The sequence below is a fragment of the Rickettsia sp. MAE-05 genome (assembly GCF_057319745.1).
Genome location: NZ_JBLTIO010000001.1, coordinates 55,661 through 74,896, shown reverse-complemented (window position 1 = coordinate 74,896; position 19,236 = coordinate 55,661). Strand labels below are relative to the sequence as shown.

The window sequence follows — 19,236 nt, the reverse complement described above, 5'->3', positions numbered from 1 at the left end:
CTAGGTTTCTATAATTTATCAGTTTAGTATATAATAAAAAAAAAATTATAAAATACATTATATATGCGAATAGCAAAAATATTATTACCGGCAGCAAAATTATTCCCTTTAGACTATTTAATACCAGAAGATTTGGAGCTAAATATCGGTGATCTTGTTGTAGTGCCTTTTAGAAATAAGGAATTAACCGGTACAGTATGGGAATTTGCTACCACTCCTGAAGCAAAAAAGCTAAAAACCGTAAAAGAAAAAGTACCATTAAATTTAAATATTACTTCAGAAGTTTTAGAGCTGATTAAATGGATGAGCGGTTACTATATGTCAGAACTTGGGAGCATAGCCAAGTTAGTATTACCTATAGATATTGCTGAAAAACCGATTAAAGTTAAAGAGCAGAAAGTAAATAATAACTTTGTGCTACCTGATTTGTCAGAAGAGCAGAATAGGGCAGTAACAGTCTTAAATGAAAGCCGTAAGCCTGTGATTATTAAAGGTGTTACGGGGTCAGGTAAAACGGAAATATATTTTCATTTAATAGCAGACTACTTAGCAAAAGGCAAACAAGTGCTTGTTATGTTGCCTGAAATTGCTTTAAGTACACAAATTATTAGTCGTTTTATAGAGCGATTCGGTTTTGAGCCTATCATATGGAACTCAAGCGTTACCAAAGCTCAAAAGAAAATGATTTTAAGAGGTATATTAAGCGATAAAGTTAAAGTAGTAATTGGGGCTAGAAGTAGTTTATTTTTACCTTTTAAAAATCTCGGTTTGGTGGTTATAGATGAAGAGCATGACGATTCCTATAAACAAGATGACGGTATATTATATAATGCTCGGGATACGGCTATCGTAAGAGGTACATTTGATAAAGCACAAATTGTTTTGTGTTCGGCAACACCGTCTATTGAAACGATGTATAATATAGAAATAGGTAAATATCAATTGGTTACATTGGTTAATAGATACAAAAATGTCGATTTGCCGAATATAGAAATAATCGATATGACTAAAGAAAAGCTATCTAAGAATTCCTATTTATCCAAGCTTCTTATAGAAGCTATCAAAGATAATTTAGATAATAAAAAGCAAGTATTATTATTTCTTAATAGGCGTGGTTATGCTCCGCTCATGCTATGTAAAGCTTGCGGTCACAGATTTACCTGTAAATTCTGCTCTTCTTGGATGGTAGTACATAAAGCAACTAAAAAACTTGAATGTCACCATTGCGGTTATCAAAGTAAAATTTTTAGTTCTTGTCCTGAATGTCTAGAGGATGAAACATTAACTATCTGTGGTCCAGGAATAGAAAGAATAGAGGAAGAAGCAAAGGCACTTTTTCCTGAGAGTAAAATTGCGGTGATAAGTAAAGATCATGCTAAAAGTCCGGAAAAAATAGCACAACTTCTACATCAAATGGAAAATCTAGAAATTGATATTTTAATAGGCACACAAATAATAACAAAAGGCTATCATTTTCCAAATCTTACTTTAGTTGGAGTAATAGATGCCGATCTTGGGAGTAATAACGCCGATCTTAGAGCATCTGAGCGAACTTTTCAGCTACTACATCAAGTAGGCGGTAGAGCGGGTAGGGGAGATGGTAAAGGTGTAGTATATTTACAAAGCTATTATCCTGATAATATAATTTTTAGTTATGTTAAAGCCGGCGATGAAGATAGTTTTTTTGCAAATGAACTTGAAATAAGAAAATCAGCAGATATGCCGCCATTTTCCAAAACGGCATCGGTAATTTTATCAGGTTCCAATGAGTCTAAAATTTTAGAGATTGCTAGAGCTATGGTCCGAATTGCACCAAAAGCAAACGTGAAAATTTTAGGACCGGCAAGCTCATTAATGTCAAAGCTCGCCGGTAAATATCGTTACCGGATACTTATTATAGCCGATAAGAAATTTAATTTGCAGAAATATTTAAAATTTTGGCTAAGCCTTATAAAAATTCCTTCTTTTTGCCATCTAAAAATAGATATCGATCCTAAAAGTTTTTATTAGCTTCTATATCTTTCTCCTTTATTCTTCGACGGTGGAACATTAGATGAATGAGGAAAAGGATTAGTAAGAGATTTTTGTATTTCTGCTATAGCTTTTTTAGTATTTTGAGTAGAATTTTTTATAGCGTCTTTATAAAAAGCAGCTTTAGCTTTATCTCCGGTAAATGAATATTTTATAAAATTACCAATATTTTTCCAAATAGGATTATTATCCATTTTTGTAGTTTCTTCACACCATTTACCTACCTCTTTCAGTTTTGCTTCAACTTTAGTTATAGCAGCTGGATTATGTTTATTATCATCATAAATTTGAATAAGGTTATTTACTTTTTCTTTAAATTCAATGTGTTTTCTACTTTGTTTTAAATGACCTATTATATCATCATTGTTTACTAATTCTCTAAGATTATCAATTATATCAGGTAATTTAGGTGGCTCAGGTAATTTATAATGTTGATTGATTTTCTCAAATTTATCTTTATGTGGATGATTCTTTATTAGCTCATCTTCTATAAAAGAAACAAACTCTTTTTGAGGTACTCCTACTTGATTTATTAGTCGTCCTAATGATTGTTCATAAGCTTTAACAGTAACATCAAGACGCTTTCCTGCCATAGAATTGCTTAATTCTATATAGCGGCTAAATTCTGGAATAAAAGCATCTTTGGTATCAATATTATGATTTTTAAAAAATTTCTCTATTTTTTCTTGTACGGTTAAATTAGATTGTTTTTTAGGTGTTTCTTCCGGTACTTTTGTTTGTTCCGGAGCGGGTTTTGAAAAAATAATAGGCTTTTGGGTTTCTACTTGTGGAGATGTGGTATCGACAAATATATCAAGTGCTTGAGAATGTGTAGTTAAGTCAGTCTGTTTTTTATGTTCCTCGTTCCGTGCCTTTATTTTCTCAGGAGTAGGTTTTGGAGGAACAGCCGGTTTTGTATTTTTTGGTGGGGTATCTGACATATTTGTTTTGTTTTCCCACTCTTTTATTCTATCTTTTACTGATTTTGGAATATTATCTTGTGCCATATTAAGCTCCTATATTTATTTACATAATTAAACCATATTTTTATTTTCGTTAGTTTGCTTAAATTTTTTATAAATTGCAAGTAAAATTTCTTTTTGTAATGCAATATTTTTACTATAAGATAATTAGGTTATATATTTTATATATGTAGAATCCAAGTTATTAACTAAAATGAGATGTGAATTTTATGTACCCCCTTATTAGACTTAGAAGAAATAGAAAAGCTTTTTGGCTTAGAGAATTAATAGCCGAAAGTAGCTTATCGGTTAATGATTTAGTGTTGCCTTTATTTGTTGTTGAAGGACATAATGAAAGACAAGAAATTAAAACTATGTCCGGTATATATCGCTACTCTATAGATCAAATAGTAGAGACGGCAAAAAAAGCAGCAGAGCTAGGTATTAATGCTATTGCATTATTTCCTAGTATTGATCAAAGTCTAAAAAGTGAAAATGCCGATGAGGCTTATAATTTAGATAATTTAATATGTAGAACTATTAGAAGCATCAAAAACGCTAATATCGATATTGGTATAATATGCGATGTAGCACTTGATCCTTACACTACAAGCGGTCATGACGGTATTGTACATCATGGGGAAGTTGATAATGATAGATCAGTAAGAGCTTTATGTAATCAAGCATTAGTGCTAGCAAAAGCCGGAGTAGATATTGTTGCACCTTCCGATATGATGGATGGAAGAATCGGGGCTATAAGGGAATATCTTGACAAAGAGGGATTTATAAATGTTGGAATTCTTGCTTATGCCGCTAAATATGCTTCAAGCTTTTACGGTCCGTTTCGTGATGCTGTTAAGAGTAATAAAAAGAATTATTTAGATAAATCAAGCTATCAAATGGATGTACGTAATATTAAGGAAGCAATGCTTGAGATTGAGCATGATATAGCAGAGGGAGCCGATATGGTTATGGTGAAGCCCGGTATGATGTTTTTGGATGTTATTCGTGAAGCGGCGAATAATTTTAATGCTAAAATTTTTGCATATCAGGTTAGCGGAGAATATGCAATGTTAAAATTTGCAGCAGAAGCAGGGGCAATTGATTGGGAGAAAGCTTTGATGGAGTCATTAATTAGTTTTAAACGTGCCGGTGCAACCGGTATATTTACCTATGCTGCTCTTGAAGTAGCTGAAATGTTAGGGAACAATAAAATTAAGTAGAAAACGGCTTCAATCCTTGATATAATATAAATAATATGTTTTATAATTATATCAAAATTATCAATTTTATATAAATCATTATAAAGAGGCGAGGATGACTCAAAATAAGAAATCAGTATTTAAAGGTTGGAATTTTTTAAAGCCTAAAGGAGGCGGAGCTAATGAAGCAGGAGAGCATGGCGGAGTATATCAAAGCTCAGACGGTAAAATTACGGCGATGATAAAAAAAGAGGCTTCAAGCTCAAAAAATATAGCCGAGTTTTTAGGATCCCAAATTTTTGAAGCTATAAGTCCCGGAAATGGAGCAAAGGTTAATTTAATTGCTCCTGATGATTTTAATAAATCTAAGGCCGTTGATTCACAAATATATGTCAAATCTGAATTTTTTGAGAATTATAGTAGTGATATGTATGTGGACATGGATAAACATATGTCTGCTAAAACTAAACCGAGTTCCTGGTTTAGAAAGGACGGCGGTAGACCGCTTTTTATGGGGGCTAGAAATAAATTATTTAGAACCTTAGAAAATGCTTTTAAGGAAATTAAGTATCAGAACTTTGAAAACATTATGCCGGCAAGTTTATTGATCGGCGATTTTGATATACATGTTGGAAATATAGGAGTTATCAGAGAACAAAAAAATCCAAAAACTTTACCTAAATTAGTAAGAATTGATTTTGCCGGTAGTTTTGATAATTTAACAAATAATATATATCCGCATTCAAGAGCCAAACATTTGCCGGGATTCGGTCCTACTAACCATTTTAGAGAATTTCCTTCTAATTTAAGAACAAAAAATCCTAATTTTGCCGATAGCTTACTTGCAGTTTCTAAAATTGATTTAAGCAAAACTATTGATAAAAGTTTTGATGAATTAACTAAATATTATAGTAATGAAGCAATTGCAGAATTTGCAAAACAAGCAATGCCAAAGAAATTTAATAATAAAAAATCTAAAGAAATAACGCCTGAAGAAATTAAGGCTAGTTTAATAGATACAATGAAAAAAAGACAAGAATCCTTAAAGGAATACGGCTTAGAAATTAAAGTAAATAGCTTAATTTCTAAAAAATATAGTTTTCCTTATTACGAAGTGAAAGAGCAAGGATTAAAAACATTAATGAAAGAATATCCTGATTATTTTGAGAAAATTCTTAATTATGAAGAAAGAAAAAAAGGAGGACAAAAACTTAAATTAAGAAATAAAGTTACTACTAGTTTTGCAAGAATTTTAGAAATACTCGGTATCAGGGATAGTGCGAAAAAACATTTAATAAAGACAATAAAAAGTTTAAATGAAGATATTAAAGATGCAAGAAATTTAGCTGATTCTTCTGATAAAATAAAGAAAGAACCAAAACAAAAATCAGCAAAGACAAATATAGATGCAAATAGAGAATATGTAGACGCTCTAGAAAAATTTAAGAAAGAAGTCGGAACGGATGATATTGTTAGTGTTACTCCAAGTCAATTAGGTTTAGCTAAAAAAGCTAGAAAGTTAGATGAAGATATTAAAGATGAAAGAAATTTAGCTGATTCTTCTGATAAAATAAAGAAAGAACCAAAACAAAAATCTGTAAAGACAAATATAGACACAAATAGAGAATATGTAGACGCTCTAGAAAAATTCAAGAAAGAAGTCGGAACGGATGATATTGTTAGTGTTACTCCAAGTCAATTAGGTTTAGGTAGAAAAGCTAAACAGGAAGACCAAGATTTATTAAAATTAGATGAAGAAGATCTAAAACATATAAAGAATCTAAAAGAAAAGGTTATGAAGCCTACAAAAATTACTTCGGCTAATGTTGTTAATAAAAAGTCTACACCGGCTAAAACGAGATAATAAATGAACCGAGCAACAAGAAGCCTACAACTAAGCAATTAATCAGTAAGAGCCCATATTGCATAGGAAGCTTAATTATCTCAATCTTTTTAGAAAAATACATGGCTTTTACTACTTTAAGATAATAAAAAGCAGCAACTATGCTGGTAAAAATACCACAATAAGCTAATACGAATTCTTCTTGATTAATTGCTTGGTAAAAAAGGTAATATTTACCGAAAAATCCTGTGAGAGGAGGAATTCCGATCATCGAGAACATAACTATGCTAATTACGGCAGCTATAGTTTTATGGTTCTCTGCAATTCCTTGTATAGTTTTAAAACTAGCTTTATCGGCGTCTTTACCGAGTAGCATAATTAAGCAAGTAAAAAATCCTATACTCCCTACCGCATATATTAGAATATATAGTAAAGCTGCTTTATACCCTTCTTGATTATGCAGAAGAACGCCGATTAATACATAACCGATATTTAAAATAGTACTATAAGCCATTAATCTTTTTAGAGAAGTTTGACGAATGGCTCCAAAAGCTCCAAACAGCATAGATAATATAGCAATTATCTTTATTAAATTATAATTAATAGGATAGTAATTACCTATAATTAATTTGCTAATATTTAATAAAACAATAACCATACCTATTTTTGAGGCAGCGGTGAAATAAGTAACCGAACTAATCGGTGATCCTTCATATACGTCAGGAGCCCAAAAATGAAGAGGAACGCTTGAAAGTTTGAAGAAAATACTACTTAAAAATAATACAATACCGATTATTAAACCAAGATTCATCCCGGAATTATCATTTAGCTTATATAAGATATCCTCAAATTGTAGGCTTCCACCGAATCCATATATAAAAGAAATCCCGAATAATGATAAACAACTAACTAAACTACCTAAGATAAAATATTTTAAAGCACCCTCCGATGATTTAATATCATTTAATTTGAATCCTGCAAGTGCATATGAAGTTAAAGCAGTAAGCTCCATACCGCAGAATAATAATAGAAAATTCCGTGACGAAATTGCAACAAAAATACCTACGACCGATAATAATATTAAAGTGATAAATTCAAACTTTAATTCCTCAGCAACAAGAATAGAGTAATCACGGTATATAATCATGGATATAATAGTGAATAGCAGTACTATGCTTTTACTAATACCGATATTTATTCCGGTAGCAAATGAGTACCATACTCCTTCATAGCTTGAGTACTTAAAGGTAAGAAAAATTGATAATATACATAATAAAATAACGATATTAGAAATAATTCTATTTTTATTTGGTATAATTACGGCAAAAAACTGCCCTAAAAGTGCTATTAAAGTCAAAGTTATTTCAGGAAGTAGCAGTAGCATATAAAACTAATATTATTTATGGAAATATAGATATTAGTAAATAAATCATTTTTTATCAACAAACTTATATATAATATTGAACTTTAATACTACCTCTAATTAAAATTATTGGTCATGCAGATTGTCTTACGTGCAAGCCTCTTGCATCTCGTTCTAAGGTTCAAGTTACTTCGTTCTATCCGTTGAGTGTATTTTTTACTGATAATATGCTTTTTAGGGTCTAATAACCTAGCATAACTCCTCCATCCATCTGTATAGTAAAAAGTCACCTTGAAATTCTCTAGTTTTTTCAGTAATGATTCTAATGTGCTATCACATCTTGTACCAAACGTATAAGCAACTACTTTTAACGAAATCTTATCCAAGGCATACCAAAGCCATCGTTGTCTGGATTTATTCTGTACATAAGACCATTGTTCATCTATCTCAGGAGCAATAATTACTTTTGTTGTACTGATAGAATGATTTATTGTTTTTAATACTAGATTTTTTAAAACACGGATAACTGTATTGATACCCACTTTTAATACTCTTACTGTATCTCTAACTCCAGAGCCGTTGATTGACATTTCTACTATTTGCTCCTTAACTCCAGGCTTAGATGCATTATTAATATACTCCAAGGCACGACCCACTTAATATAGACTCTCTCATGTATCACGATATTATAGGTAATGGGAAATATGATTCTTTTTTTGAAGCATTATATAATTACTTAAATGATAGTAAAGCAGCACTCATGCCTTTAGTATCTAATAAGAAAGAATATTATCCTGTTTTTGAAGAAGTATGTAATGAATCTTTAAAGGAAAAAATATCATTAATAATGACATATTTAGAAAAAGAATCTGATGATCACCCTAGATGGGAATATGAAGAATCTTTAGATTATTATTTAGAAACTAGAAAAAATTATAATAAGCCTAAACCTGAACCTGAAATAGAAAAAAGCGAAGAGGAACCTAATTTAAATTATGCAGAATCTTTAGATTATTACTTAAATGTTATAGGGTAGGGTAATAAAATTTTCCTCTCACTTGACATTATAATAATAGGCAACTATCTTAAGTGTAAAATTAAAACAGGGTATTTATGATAAGATATTTAATAATTTTATTTGCTTCTATAGCTTTAATCGGTTGTACGGGTCAAAAAACTACGAAATCAAAAGAAGTAGTAGAACTTGACGGTGATCCAAGTTATGCAATTATGAAAACAATTGATAATACTAACAGAAATATCGCTAATACTACCTCATCTCTTCCGAGTACTCCGGTTAGATAGGAATGCTTGTTATTATTTCTTCCGCTAAAACTCTTAATTTTGAGAAGTTAGCTCTTAAGACAGAGCTAACGACTCCTATATTCCCTAATTTAACTAATCAGTTACTTTCTACACTCCAAAGCTATTCTGAGAATCAATTATCGGAAATAATGAATATAAGTGCAAAGCTTGTGCTTATAAATAAAGAAAGATTTAAGGATTTTGATAATCAAAAGAGTAAAGCAGCTATTTTTGCTTATGCAGGAGATGCTTTTAATAATATAGATGTAGAAAAACTAACTAATCATGAACTAAATTTCCTGCAATCACATTTGCTTATTATATCAGGTCTTTACGGAGCCTTAAAACCGCTAGATGCTATTAAGCCGTATAGATTAGAAATGACAACAAAACTAAATGAAATAAATTTAACGAGCTTTTGGCAAGATGAAATCACTAATTATATTAATAAAATCCTTGCTGAGCATAAAAATAAATATTTACTTAATCTAGCATCGCAAGAATATTCGTCTGTAATAAATCCAAATAAGCTTAAATATCAATTAGTTAATGTTCATTTTAAAGAAAATAGGAACAAAAAATTATCAACAATCGGGATAAATGCTAAAAAAGCTCGTGGAAACATGGTTAACGTTATCGCTAATAACCTAATTGATTCACCTGAACTACTTAAGAATTTCTCATATTTAGGTTATGAATTTAGTCCCAAACACTCATCTGATAGCGAATTGGTTTTTATTAAGAGTTAAGCTTTTAAATTTTATATATGTTATTATTCTATTTGATGTAATACTTTAAAAATGTTATAGTATGATTATATCGTTTGCATGTCGTGATACAGAGAAACTATTTGAAGATAAGTTAGTTAAACGTTTTCATTCTATATCTAGACAAGCACAAATAAAGTTAGCATTTTTAGATGCTGCCGGTAATATTAACGAATTAAGAACGCCCCCCGGTAATAGGTTAGAGTTACTTACAGGCGATCGTAAAAATCAGCATAGTATTCGTATTAACGATCAATGGCGTATATGTTTTACTTGGCATGACGGCAATGCTCACGATGTTGAAATTGTTGATTATCATTAGGAGAATATTTATGACCCAATTACTTGACCTTATAACCCCTGGTGATGTCTTATATGAAGAATTTATGAAGCCTTTGAATATAAGTCAAAACCGGCTAGCTCGTGATATTGATGTACCGCCTAGCCGTATTCACGCTATAGTGCATGGCAAACGAACCCTTACGGCTGATATGGCACTGAGACTCGGCAAATATTTTCAAACTTCAGCTCAGTTATGGATCAATTTACAAGCAAGATATGATTTAAAATTAGCCCAGCGTAACCAATGGCCTCATATTAAAAATCGTATTCGTACGATGGAAGTAGCGAAAATAGCAAGTTAGTTATTTCTTAGCAATGGCAAAAGATTTGAGGTGTCTGATGGCAATATCGATATCCTGCATAAAGCTGACGATAGTTTCGCAAATATGCTAATTTCCTTAGTGGAACTGGCTTCCAACGCCCACCAAGCGTTTACCGGTTCGACAATTGCAGAAAAACGCAATTTAGTAAATTTAACATTCTCTAACCTTTCTTTGAACGCCGAAAAGCTTGACTTTATGCTGCGTTTGCCGTTTGATACCTTTGTTGAAATACCGAAAAATGGAGAATGGTGGGTGATAGTGGACTCGAACCACCGACCTTTACGATGTCAACGTAATGCTCTAACCAACTGAGCTAATCACCCTTATAACGCCAATTATATGTATAAGCTTTTGCAAGCAAAGCCTTATACATAGTTAGCTTATAATTTTAAATTCTATATTTATTGCATAATGTACTAGATTTCAAGCTTTATTTCTATTATTTATAATATTTTATTACTTAGTCTATAATTTTATGGTGGATTTAAAAACTAAAGCCTTCGATTTTTCTCAAAATTTTACTATTTCCCTTGACGGCCCTGCTGCTTCAGGTAAAGGGACTATCGGTTTAATATTGGCAAAAAAATTTTCTCTTAAATATTTTCAGTCAAGTATTGTTTATAGGCAGCTTGCTTTTGACTGTATTAATCAAAAAATAGATGTCACTGATATAGATGCAGTAATTGCTTTATCTAAAGAATTAAATCTCGATAATAATTTTGACTTAGAAAATGAGGATATAGGGAATATAGCCTCGCAAATTGCCGTAATAAGCGAAGTTAGAAATAATCAAAATAAATATCTGATTAATCTAGTAAAAACAACGCCAAGAATCATTATGGAGGGTAGGGATATAGGTACCGTTATTGCACCTGACGCCGATTTAAAGGTTTTTATCACTGCAAATCCTCAAATTAGGGCTGAAAGACGATATAAGCAGTTGCAAGCAAAAGGAAAAACATGTATACTCGATGAGATTTTACAGCAAATAATTTTGCGAGATAAAAGAGATAAGGAGCGAAAAGCCGCACCGTTATTACCGGCTTCAGATGCTTTAATTATCGATACTTCAGAGCTTTCAGCTATAGAAGTCGTAGAAGAAATAACGAATTACATAAAGAATAAACTAACTTAAAAAAGTGCTAAGTTATTTTATTTGATTATAGATATCGTCATGAGCTACGCAGCCATAGGCTGCGTGGCAATCTCAGGATTTTGGCATGAGATTGCTTCGTCAAAATTTTCAATTTTTCCGTAGCTCAGACGTAATTTATTTTACAATATCATTTTATTAACCCTTTAAAAAATCTTATTAGCCTAAGCACTTTAGCTAATATTACGAGAAAAATATGTCAATAAAACTAAAACAACGATTTGTTCCACAACTTGCAGCAATTAATCACGAATTTGAAGAAGATTTTTCTAAAATGCTTGAAACCGTTGATACAAGTCATATAAAAGAAAAAACGGTAGTTAAAGGTCAAGTAATCGAAATAAAAAACGATATGGTTATTGTTGATGTTGGATTAAAAAATGAAGGTAGAATACCTAAATCTGAATTTTTAGCTTTACCTGAAGTTGGGGACGTAGTTGAAGTTTTCATCGAGAAAATTGAGGGACGTAACGGCAGAACGATATTGAGTCGTGAAAAAGCAGTCAAAGAAGAATTATGGGGACAACTAGAAATCATGTGTTCCAAGGGTGAATTTGTCGACGGTACAATTTTTGGTCGTGTAAAAGGAGGCTTTACCGTGGATTTATCTGGTGTAGTAGCATTCCTGCCAGGAAGCCAAGTTGACGTTAGACCTATTAAAGATCCTACTTCTATAATGAATATTAAGCAACCGTTTAAAATTTTAAGCATGGATAAAAAGCTTGGTAATATAGTAGTTTCAAGAAGAGCTATTTTAGAAGAATCACGTTCCGAAGCTAGAGATGAGATGCTATCTAAAATTAAAGAGGGCATGGTGTTAGAAGGAACCGTAAAAAACATTACTGATTACGGTGCGTTTATCGATCTTGGAAGTGTTGACGGTTTATTACATTTAACCGATATTTCTTGGGGAAGAGTTAACCATCCTTCAGAAGTATTAGAATTTAACCAAAAGGTTAAAGTAATGGTTATTAAGTTTGATGAAAAAACCAAAAGAATATCACTTGGCATAAAACAACTTGATTCTAACCCATGGGAAGCAATTAAAGAAGAATTCCCCGTCGGTAAAAAAATGACCGGTAAAGTTACAAATTTTGCTGATTACGGCGTATTTATAGAATTAAGAGACGGACTTGAGGGACTTGTTCATTCAAGCGAAATTAGTTGGTTAAAATCTAATCAAAACCCTAGAAAAACATTAACTATAGGACAAGAAGTAGAATTCGTAGTTTTAGAGGTCGATACTGAAAAGCATCGTGTTTCTTTAAGTATTAAACAATGCCAAGAAAATCCTTTAATAAAGTTTGCTGAAAATAATCCTGTCGGTACTATAATTAAAGCACCGATTAGAAATATTACGGATTTCGGTATTTTTGTTGCACTAGGTAATAATATGGACGGCATGATTCATGAAGGTGATATTAGCTGGGAAGATAAGGGAACAGATCTATTAAAATCATACAAGAAAGGTGACGAAATAGAATGCAAAGTTCTAGCCATTAATATTGAAAAAGAACAAGTTAGCTTAGGTATAAAACAATTGTCACCTAATCCATATCAAGAAATCAGTGACGAATATAAAAAAGGCACAATAGTTAAAGCCCTTATAACAGAAGTTAAAGATGATGGACTCGAAGTACTATTAAACAATAAAGTAGCAGGTTTTATTAAAAGAACTGAACTATCGGATGAAAAAGACGAGCAGAAACCTGAAATGTTTAAAATAGACGAAGAAATAGAAGCAAAAGTTGTTTCTATCGAGAAATCAACCGGTAGAATTTTATTATCGGTAAAAGCTCATAAAATAGCAGAACGTCAAAAAGCTCTCAAAGAATATGGTTCTAGTGATAATACCACCAATATGGGAGATATACTTGCTAATGCTTTAGAAGATAAGAAGTAAGCAATCGTCACTGCGAGGAGCGAAAGGCGTTGCATGGCTTATTTATGTCATTCCTGCTTTCGCAGGAATGACATAAACATTTTAATATAATTTCAGGAGAAAATATTAATGTCGTATGTACCGATAGTAATTGAACAAACCTCACGTGGGGAGCGTGCTTATGATATATATTCAAGATTGTTAAAAGAACGTATAATCTTTGTATGTAGTACTGTTGAAGATCATATGGCAAACTTAGTCGTTGCACAATTATTGTTTCTTGAAGCAGAAAATCCTAAAAAAGATATATATATGTATATCAATTCCCCCGGAGGAGTTGTAACCGCAGGGCTTGCTATTTATGATACAATGCAATATATAAAGCCTAAAGTAGCTACATTATGTATAGGTCAAGCTTGTTCTATGGGTTCACTTTTACTTTGCGGAGGCGAGAAAGGAATGCGTTATAGTTTACCTCATAGCCGTATTATGATCCATCAACCGTCAGGAGGTTATAGAGGACAAGCTACCGATATAGAAATTCACGCTCAAGAAACCCTAAAAATCAAAAGGTTACTTAACGAATTGTATAGTAAACACACTGGGCAAGAGTTAAAACATATCGAAAAAAGTATGGAACGTGATAATTTCATGTCACCGGAAGAAGCAAAGAAATTTGGAATAATCGATAATATAATTTCTTCTAGAGATGCTATGACAATGTCAGCAAAATAAAGAATTGGTATTGCTAACTAAATATAGATTCGTCATTGCGAAGCCATGAAAGCGTTGTTGCATGGCTCGGCCTCTCCTTTGTCATCCCGTGATTTATTCACGGGATCTAGTTAAAAATACTAATAATTTTAGTATTTTTAGTTGTTTTACTGGATACCGTGGACAAGCCACGGTATGACACCGAGCGGGTTTTTAAGCCATGCAACAAAGCCAGCCGTGAAGTGGCTGGGTTAATCCAGAAAAATAATAAAAAGTGCTAATTCTAATATTTTCTTACTGGATTGCTTAGTCAAAATTTTTAATTTTTTCGTAGCTCAGACGTTAATTTCTAATTAATCTATACTTAGTTAGCAATGCTTAAAGAATTTTATAAAAAAATCTTATAGATTTAGTTTTATTATTATAGTATAAGAGAATTAATTTGTTATTGGGGTCATAGCTCAGTTGGTAGAGTGCTTGAATGGCATTCAAGAGGTCGAGGGTTCGATTCCCTCTGGCTCCACCATGTCTTATTTCAATTTATAAATACTTCAAACAGTAAACATATTATACACTAAGGACTTTATTCCTTTTTAGATTAGTTTTAACTTACTTAGTGAATTAATTAAGAGACTATAAAATGAATAAAGTAATTACACAATTATCAGAAATTAAATTAGTCGGTATTACAGCCCGCACCTCAAACGCCGCAGAAACGAACGCTGATACTGCAAAAATAGGGACAACAATGCAGCAATTTTTTGCAGGCAAATTACAAGATAAAATTCTAAATAGAAAAACTCCGAAAAAAGTTTTTGCAGTTTATACAAATTATGAGAGTGACGCTACCGGGGAATATACTTACTTTCTTGGAGAAGAAGTTACTTCTTTTGAGAATATAGATAAAGAATTTTCAACTCTTACTATTCCAATGCAAACGGTCGTGCCTAATAAGAGAGAATTATAGTTAAGGAGTTATGGCAAAAATAGATGTTAAGTGTAGATATTGTAACAACACAGAAGAAGTAATAAAGTCAGGATATTCAATTTCAAAACAACAGAGATATCAATGCAAGCGGTGTAATCGATATTTTCAATTGGAGTATATTAATAATGCATCTAAGCCTGGAGTTAAGGGGCAAATAGTAGAAATGTCAATCAACGGCTCTGGAGTTAGAGATACAGTAAGAGTATTAAAAGTGGGTATCAATACAGTTATCCGTGTTTTAAAAAAATCTAGTATTAAAAACAATAAATCATTCTATCAGTACAACAGAAGTAATTATTGCTCCTGAGATAGATGAACAATGGTCTTATGTACAGAATAAATCCAGACAACGATGGCTTTGGTATGCCTTGGATAAGATTTCGTTAAAAGTAGTTGCTTATACGTTTGGTACAAGATGTGATAGCACATTAGAATCATTACTGAAAAAACTAGAGAATTTCAGACCCTAAAAGCATATTATCAGTAAAAAATACACTCAACGGATAGAACGAAGTAACTTGAACCTTAGAACGAGATGCAAGAGGCTTGCACGTAAGACAATCTGCTTTTCCAAGTCATTGGATATTCATGATAAGGTTATTGGTACTCTTATTGAACGTATAGCTTTTTAATAGGCGTAACTGCAATATGGAGGCATGACCTAAAAATTTTATTATCCCCAATAAATTTTGATAGCTTATCTATATAAATATTACAAACGTCATCACTAAATCCAAAGCCCTGAGCAAGTACCTGAACCCATTTCGTATATTCTTCTATTTCAGTAATAATTTTAATATTTTTATTATCTATAATTTGCTCATGATAATCTTTAAGCTCGTAAACCATTCCCGGTACGTCGCCAAAATCAGCATATTTACCGTTTTGGAAACGCTCAAGCATTTCAGAAGATAGATTATTTTCATCGACCCACCAAGCAAACGGCAAACCTTTTAGTTTAAACCCTTCTTTCATTCTATCCATTTGAGCTACATTCACTTTATCAGGCAGTACAATCATATTCCATAAAGGATGATTGCACCCTGTATGTATTAGATAATAATTTACCTTATCTATTTGCATTTCTTGCAATCCAAAATATCTAAATGTGCCTATTAAACTTTAATCCACTAAATCAGCATTATTACTCATAAATTTATCTAACTGTATTAATTATATACTAAAAGTTATAATAAGAATTGGCAAATAGTCAAAGAAATATATTTTGCAAAGCTAGAAATATTAATATAGATTAAGTACAAAAAGGAATTAGTGAGCAAAATGTCAAAAGATCAGAATCTAGATATAGAAAGAAAGCAAGATCATATTGAAATTAATCTTACGAAAAACGTTGAATCTACGCTTAAAAGCGGTTTTGAATCTATGCAATTTATTCACAACGCATTACCGGAAATTAACTACGATAGCATAGATACTACTAGTACTTTCCTTGGAAAATCTTTGCAAGCACCTATTCTCATTTCTAGTATGACCGGAGGCACGACTAGAGCCGGAGATATTAACTATCGACTTGCACAGGCCGCCCAAAAAGCCGGAATTGCTATGGGGCTTGGCTCTATGCGGGTTTTGTTAACGAAGCCGGATACGATTACGACATTTGCGGTAAGGGATGTTGCTCCTGATATCCCATTACTTGCTAATATCGGTGCAGTGCAGCTTAATTACGGGGTAACACCTAAAGAATGTCAGTATTTAGTTGATACTACTAAAGCTGATGCCTTAATCCTCCATCTAAACGTGTTACAGGAGCTGACTCAGCCGGAAGGTAATAGAAACTGGGAAAATCTTTTGCCTAAGATAAAAGAGGTGGTTAATTACCTCTCTGTCCCTGTAATCGTTAAGGAAGTAGGATATGGTTTATCTAAAAAAGTTGCTGAAAACCTCATAAGGGTAGGGGTTAAGGTTCTTGATATTGCAGGGAGCGGTGGAGCGTCTTGGAGTCAAGTAGAGGCTTATCGTGCTACAAATTCACTGCAAAACCGTATAGCTAGTAGCTTTATTAACTGGGGAATCCCGACTTTAGATTCTCTAAAAATGGTGAGAGAAGTGTCTAGGGACATTCCGATTATTGCTAGCGGTGGGTTAAAATCCGGCATTGACGGGGCAAAAGCAATCCGGATGGGAGCTAATATTTTTGGACTCGCCGGTCAATTCTTAAAAGCGGCAGATACATCAGAAAGCTTAGTTTCCGAAGAGATACAATTGATAATCGAGCAGCTTAAAATTACCATGCTATGCACCGGATCACGCACTTTAAAAGATTTAGCAAAAGCAGAGATAAAACTTTAAAAACCTTGACAAAAACTAATATGCTCTAAAATCTTCTCTGCTACAGCATTTGCTGTTAGATCACTAACATCTATTTCTAACAAATGAGGATGTGTTATATTAATTAACTTTGCGTTTCCTTCAATACTCAAAGATTTATAACGCAAAGCTCTATCGGGGTTTTGTATTCGTTTATTATTTTCCTCTTCTGAAATAAGTAGTTTTACAGGTACAAAAAGAGAGTCACGCCGCAATGCCATATTTTCTACTTGCTTAAAAAGCTTATGATCACCTTGATTATCTTCTAAGACATTGGTTAATATATAATTATTAAAAGGTTCTTGCACTATAAACTCAAAAACATTATCTCTAATACGCCCAATTGTATCCCAAGCAAATTCTGGAATCTTCTTAAAGCCGTCATACTGAAGCAATGCAAAAATAGGATTATTAATTGGTCATGCCTCCATATTGCAGTTACGCCTATTAAAAAGCTATACGTTCAATAAGAGTACCAATAACCTTATCATGAATATCCAATGACTTGGAAAAGCAGATTGTCTTACGTGCAAGCCTCTTGCATCTCGTTCTAAGGTTCAAGTTACTTCGTTCTATCCGTTGAGTGTATTTTTTACTGATAATATGCTTTTTAGGGTCTAATAACCTAGCATAACTCCCCCATCCATCTGTATAGTAAAAAGTCACCTTGAAATTCTCTAGTTTTTTCAGTAATGATTCTAATGTGCTATCACATCTTGTACCAAACGTATAAGCAACTACTTTTAACGAAATCTTATCCAAGGCATACCAAAGCCATCGTTGTCTGGATTTATTCTGTACATAAGACCATTGTTCATCTATCTCAGGAGCAATAATTACTTCTGTTGTACTGATAGAATGATTTATTGTTTTTAATACTAGATTTTTTTAAAACACGGATAACTGTATTGATACCCGCTTTTAATACTCTTACTGTATCTCTAACTCCAGAGCCGTTGATTGACATTTCTACTATTTGCTCCTTAACTCCAGGCTTAGATGCATTATTAATATACTCCAATTGAAAATATCGATTACACCGCTTGCATTGATATCTCTGTTGTTTTGAAATTGAATATCCTGACTTTATTACTTCTTCTGTGTTGTTACAATATCTACACTTAACATCTATTTTTGCCATAACTCCTTAACTATAATTCTCTCTTATTACTGTTTGAGGATTATAGACTATTTACTCTAAACTGCAATACGGAGGCACGACCTTATTATAAAAGTAAAAATGGAAATTAAAAAACTATAAATATGGGGTAATTAGTAGATGATAAGCTTTTTAAAAAGCTTTTAGACTTTATAAATTAACAGTTCGCCCGTTTTACGTTCTGAGATAATCATATAAGAATTTTTGGAGCAGGATACTGGTTGGAGCAGGATACTGGCGTAAAGGTAAGAGAATTTATGAGCAAGAGAATAAAATACACTGATGGGGAAATAGGGGAAGTAAAAATAGTAAAAAATTTCTTACCGCATCCTAGAGAGCTGTTATTAATAGAATTTTTTAAATCAGACCCAAGTGCGTTAACATTTCGAATGATGGTGCCAATATTTTTTATATTATCAGGGTTCTCAATTACGGCGATTAAGTTCTTGCACCTAAACTCTTTAATTTTATTAGCTCTTGTGCGAAGAGTCGGTTTAGACTTTTGTTTTTCTTCCATAATATATTAAATAGATTTATAAATATAAAAATTATAAAAGATGCTACTATATAATAACAAAAGAAATATCATTATGGCGGAGAGAGGGGGATTCGAACCCCCGACACGTTGCCGTGAACACGCTTTCCAGGCGTGCGCCTTAAACCGCTCGGCCATCTCTCCAAAATTTTTAGCATTGCCTGTATGGCTTTCTATGTTATTCTCACAAGGTATTTGCGTGGATCAATTTCACCTATGTCGTCATCCCGTGGCTTGACCATGGGATCCAGTTAAAAATATTAGTATTTTTTATTGTTTTTTTGGATCCCGTGGTCAAGCTACGTGATGACACCGAATGCGTTTTTCGTTCCACGCAAC

The 19,236-nt window shown here is 32.5% G+C and carries 19 protein-coding genes, 3 tRNA genes and 3 pseudogenes; 16 read left to right on the top strand and 9 right to left on the bottom strand.

Annotated features, from left to right (window positions below; all coding sequences use genetic code 11):
• Positions 1 to 63: 63 nt before the first annotated feature.
• Positions 64 to 2,010: a primosomal protein N' gene (locus tag ACNFN7_RS00480; RefSeq protein ID WP_485440431.1), complete on the top strand. Its 1,947-nt coding sequence runs from the start codon at positions 64 to 66 to the stop codon at positions 2,008 to 2,010.
• Here ACNFN7_RS00480 and ACNFN7_RS00475 read toward each other — a convergent pair.
• Positions 2,007 to 3,038, bottom strand: a complete 1,032-nt coding sequence (locus ACNFN7_RS00475; protein ID WP_485440430.1) for a hypothetical protein — start codon at positions 3,036 to 3,038, stop codon at positions 2,007 to 2,009. The genes ACNFN7_RS00480 and ACNFN7_RS00475 overlap by 4 nt on opposite strands.
• Before the next feature lie 185 nt (positions 3,039 to 3,223).
• Here ACNFN7_RS00475 and hemB point away from each other — a divergent pair, with 185 nt between their 5' ends.
• Together hemB and ACNFN7_RS00465 are read left to right on the top strand one after the other, a co-directional pair.
• On the top strand, positions 3,224 to 4,216 hold the full coding sequence (hemB, locus tag ACNFN7_RS00470) for a porphobilinogen synthase (RefSeq protein ID WP_485440429.1): 993 nt from the start codon (positions 3,224 to 3,226) through the stop codon (positions 4,214 to 4,216).
• Between the two features lie 94 nt (positions 4,217 to 4,310).
• A complete protein-coding gene (locus ACNFN7_RS00465) occupies positions 4,311 to 6,059 on the top strand; it encodes a hypothetical protein (protein WP_485440428.1) in 1,749 nt (582 codons plus the stop codon).
• Here ACNFN7_RS00465 and nuoN read toward each other — a convergent pair.
• Together nuoN and ACNFN7_RS00455 are read right to left on the bottom strand one after the other, a co-directional pair.
• Positions 6,046 to 7,422 (bottom strand): NADH-quinone oxidoreductase subunit NuoN, encoded by a 1,377-nt coding sequence (nuoN, locus tag ACNFN7_RS00460; protein ID WP_485440427.1) that lies wholly within the window; start codon positions 7,420 to 7,422, stop codon positions 6,046 to 6,048. The genes ACNFN7_RS00465 and nuoN overlap by 14 nt on opposite strands.
• A 95-nt stretch (positions 7,423 to 7,517) precedes the next feature.
• A complete protein-coding gene (locus ACNFN7_RS00455; protein WP_485440426.1) occupies positions 7,518 to 8,045 on the bottom strand; it encodes an IS1 family transposase in 528 nt (175 codons plus the stop codon).
• 29 nt (positions 8,046 to 8,074) lie between these two features.
• Between ACNFN7_RS00455 and ACNFN7_RS00450 the strand changes: the two genes are divergently transcribed.
• From ACNFN7_RS00450 to ACNFN7_RS00430, 5 genes are all read left to right on the top strand, one after another.
• Positions 8,075 to 8,437, top strand: a complete 363-nt coding sequence (locus tag ACNFN7_RS00450) for a hypothetical protein (protein WP_485440425.1) — start codon at positions 8,075 to 8,077, stop codon at positions 8,435 to 8,437.
• 77 nt (positions 8,438 to 8,514) lie between these two features.
• Positions 8,515 to 8,706: a hypothetical protein gene (locus ACNFN7_RS00445; protein ID WP_039594994.1), complete on the top strand. Its 192-nt coding sequence runs from the start codon at positions 8,515 to 8,517 to the stop codon at positions 8,704 to 8,706.
• Between the two features lie 2 nt (positions 8,707 to 8,708).
• Complete coding sequence (locus ACNFN7_RS00440; protein WP_485440424.1) at positions 8,709 to 9,455, top strand: YaaA family protein; 747 nt, start codon at positions 8,709 to 8,711, stop codon at positions 9,453 to 9,455.
• A gap of 61 nt (positions 9,456 to 9,516) precedes the next feature.
• Positions 9,517 to 9,795 carry a type II toxin-antitoxin system RelE/ParE family toxin gene (locus ACNFN7_RS00435; protein WP_485440423.1) on the top strand — a complete coding sequence of 93 codons (279 nt, stop codon included), beginning with the start codon at positions 9,517 to 9,519 and terminating at the stop codon, positions 9,793 to 9,795.
• 10 nt (positions 9,796 to 9,805) lie between these two features.
• Positions 9,806 to 10,117 (top strand): HigA family addiction module antitoxin, encoded by a 312-nt coding sequence (locus ACNFN7_RS00430; protein WP_485440422.1) that lies wholly within the window; start codon positions 9,806 to 9,808, stop codon positions 10,115 to 10,117.
• A 267-nt stretch (positions 10,118 to 10,384) separates the two neighbouring features.
• Here the strand turns inward: ACNFN7_RS00430 and ACNFN7_RS00425 are convergent.
• Positions 10,385 to 10,461: transfer RNA gene (locus tag ACNFN7_RS00425), tRNA-Val, on the bottom strand.
• A 152-nt stretch (positions 10,462 to 10,613) separates the two neighbouring features.
• On the opposite strand from ACNFN7_RS00425, the gene cmk reads away from it, so the two are divergent.
• The 6 genes and pseudogenes from cmk to ACNFN7_RS00395 all read left to right on the top strand — a co-directional run bounded on the left by cmk (position 10,614) and on the right by ACNFN7_RS00395 (position 15,507).
• Positions 10,614 to 11,273 carry a (d)CMP kinase gene (gene cmk, locus ACNFN7_RS00420; RefSeq protein ID WP_485440421.1) on the top strand — a complete coding sequence of 220 codons (660 nt, stop codon included), beginning with the start codon at positions 10,614 to 10,616 and terminating at the stop codon, positions 11,271 to 11,273.
• Between the two features lie 214 nt (positions 11,274 to 11,487).
• Entirely contained in the window at positions 11,488 to 13,194 is a 1,707-nt protein-coding gene (locus ACNFN7_RS00415) for a 30S ribosomal protein S1 (protein ID WP_485440420.1), read from the top strand.
• 108 nt (positions 13,195 to 13,302) lie between these two features.
• Positions 13,303 to 13,908, top strand: a complete 606-nt coding sequence (gene clpP, locus ACNFN7_RS00410; RefSeq protein WP_011271101.1) for an ATP-dependent Clp endopeptidase proteolytic subunit ClpP — start codon at positions 13,303 to 13,305, stop codon at positions 13,906 to 13,908.
• A 429-nt stretch (positions 13,909 to 14,337) separates the two neighbouring features.
• Positions 14,338 to 14,413, top strand: a tRNA-Ala gene (locus ACNFN7_RS00405).
• A gap of 114 nt (positions 14,414 to 14,527) precedes the next feature.
• Entirely contained in the window at positions 14,528 to 14,854 is a 327-nt protein-coding gene (locus ACNFN7_RS00400; RefSeq protein ID WP_485440419.1) for a GyrI-like domain-containing protein, read from the top strand.
• Positions 14,855 to 14,864: 10 nt separating this feature from the next.
• Positions 14,865 to 15,507 (top strand): annotated as a pseudogene (locus ACNFN7_RS00395) (IS1 family transposase).
• Here the strand turns inward: ACNFN7_RS00395 and ACNFN7_RS00390 are convergent.
• A complete protein-coding gene (locus ACNFN7_RS00390; RefSeq protein ID WP_485440418.1) occupies positions 15,485 to 15,958 on the bottom strand; it encodes a hypothetical protein in 474 nt (157 codons plus the stop codon). The pseudogene ACNFN7_RS00395 and the gene ACNFN7_RS00390 sit on opposite strands and share 23 nt — an antisense overlap.
• 198 nt (positions 15,959 to 16,156) lie before the next feature.
• Here ACNFN7_RS00390 and fni point away from each other — a divergent pair, with 198 nt between their 5' ends.
• On the top strand, positions 16,157 to 17,185 hold the full coding sequence (gene fni / locus ACNFN7_RS00385) for a type 2 isopentenyl-diphosphate Delta-isomerase (protein WP_485440417.1): 1,029 nt from the start codon (positions 16,157 to 16,159) through the stop codon (positions 17,183 to 17,185).
• On the opposite strand, the gene ACNFN7_RS00380 is transcribed toward fni, so the two are convergent.
• Both ACNFN7_RS00380 and ACNFN7_RS00375 read right to left on the bottom strand, forming a co-directional pair.
• On the bottom strand, positions 17,182 to 17,424 hold the full coding sequence (locus tag ACNFN7_RS00380; RefSeq protein WP_485440852.1) for a hypothetical protein: 243 nt from the start codon (positions 17,422 to 17,424) through the stop codon (positions 17,182 to 17,184). The two genes, fni and ACNFN7_RS00380, sit on opposite strands and share 4 nt — an antisense overlap.
• Before the next feature lie 226 nt (positions 17,425 to 17,650).
• A pseudogene (locus ACNFN7_RS00375) lies at positions 17,651 to 18,344 on the bottom strand (IS1 family transposase).
• Positions 18,345 to 18,619: 275 nt separating this feature from the next.
• Here ACNFN7_RS00375 and ACNFN7_RS00370 point away from each other — a divergent pair.
• On the top strand, positions 18,620 to 18,889 hold the full coding sequence (locus ACNFN7_RS00370; RefSeq protein WP_485440416.1) for a hypothetical protein: 270 nt from the start codon (positions 18,620 to 18,622) through the stop codon (positions 18,887 to 18,889).
• Between the two features lie 64 nt (positions 18,890 to 18,953).
• Here ACNFN7_RS00370 and ACNFN7_RS00365 read toward each other — a convergent pair.
• Together ACNFN7_RS00365 and ACNFN7_RS00360 are read right to left on the bottom strand one after the other, a co-directional pair.
• Positions 18,954 to 19,041 (bottom strand) — tRNA-Ser (locus ACNFN7_RS00365).
• Between the two features lie 76 nt (positions 19,042 to 19,117).
• Positions 19,118 to 19,213 (bottom strand): annotated as a pseudogene (locus ACNFN7_RS00360) (proline/betaine transporter); the annotation flags it as partial.
• Positions 19,214 to 19,236 lie beyond the last annotated feature (23 nt).

Excerpts from the sequence above, each read along its gene's own strand:
- clpP (WP_011271101.1), top strand. The coding sequence starts at position 13,303 with ATGTCGTATGTACCGATAGTAATTGAACAAACCTCACGTGGGGAGCGT.
- ACNFN7_RS00370 (WP_485440416.1), top strand. The coding sequence starts at position 18,620 with ATGAGCAAGAGAATAAAATACACTGATGGGGAAATAGGGGAAGTAAAA.
- fni (WP_485440417.1), top strand. The coding sequence starts at position 16,157 with ATGTCAAAAGATCAGAATCTAGATATAGAAAGAAAGCAAGATCATATT.
- ACNFN7_RS00445 (WP_039594994.1), top strand. The coding sequence starts at position 8,515 with ATGATAAGATATTTAATAATTTTATTTGCTTCTATAGCTTTAATCGGT.
- ACNFN7_RS00480 (WP_485440431.1), top strand. The coding sequence starts at position 64 with ATGCGAATAGCAAAAATATTATTACCGGCAGCAAAATTATTCCCTTTA.
- nuoN (WP_485440427.1), bottom strand. The coding sequence starts at position 7,422 with ATGCTACTGCTACTTCCTGAAATAACTTTGACTTTAATAGCACTTTTA.
- ACNFN7_RS00465 (WP_485440428.1), top strand. The coding sequence starts at position 4,311 with ATGACTCAAAATAAGAAATCAGTATTTAAAGGTTGGAATTTTTTAAAG.
- hemB (WP_485440429.1), top strand. The coding sequence starts at position 3,224 with ATGTACCCCCTTATTAGACTTAGAAGAAATAGAAAAGCTTTTTGGCTT.
- ACNFN7_RS00380 (WP_485440852.1), bottom strand. The coding sequence starts at position 17,424 with ATGGCATTGCGGCGTGACTCTCTTTTTGTACCTGTAAAACTACTTATT.
- cmk (WP_485440421.1), top strand. The coding sequence starts at position 10,614 with ATGGTGGATTTAAAAACTAAAGCCTTCGATTTTTCTCAAAATTTTACT.
- ACNFN7_RS00440 (WP_485440424.1), top strand. The coding sequence starts at position 8,709 with ATGCTTGTTATTATTTCTTCCGCTAAAACTCTTAATTTTGAGAAGTTA.
- ACNFN7_RS00435 (WP_485440423.1), top strand. The coding sequence starts at position 9,517 with ATGATTATATCGTTTGCATGTCGTGATACAGAGAAACTATTTGAAGAT.
- ACNFN7_RS00475 (WP_485440430.1), bottom strand. The coding sequence starts at position 3,038 with ATGGCACAAGATAATATTCCAAAATCAGTAAAAGATAGAATAAAAGAG.
- ACNFN7_RS00450 (WP_485440425.1), top strand. The coding sequence starts at position 8,075 with ATGTATCACGATATTATAGGTAATGGGAAATATGATTCTTTTTTTGAA.
- ACNFN7_RS00430 (WP_485440422.1), top strand. The coding sequence starts at position 9,806 with ATGACCCAATTACTTGACCTTATAACCCCTGGTGATGTCTTATATGAA.
- ACNFN7_RS00400 (WP_485440419.1), top strand. The coding sequence starts at position 14,528 with ATGAATAAAGTAATTACACAATTATCAGAAATTAAATTAGTCGGTATT.
- ACNFN7_RS00415 (WP_485440420.1), top strand. The coding sequence starts at position 11,488 with ATGTCAATAAAACTAAAACAACGATTTGTTCCACAACTTGCAGCAATT.
- ACNFN7_RS00390 (WP_485440418.1), bottom strand. The coding sequence starts at position 15,958 with ATGCAAATAGATAAGGTAAATTATTATCTAATACATACAGGGTGCAAT.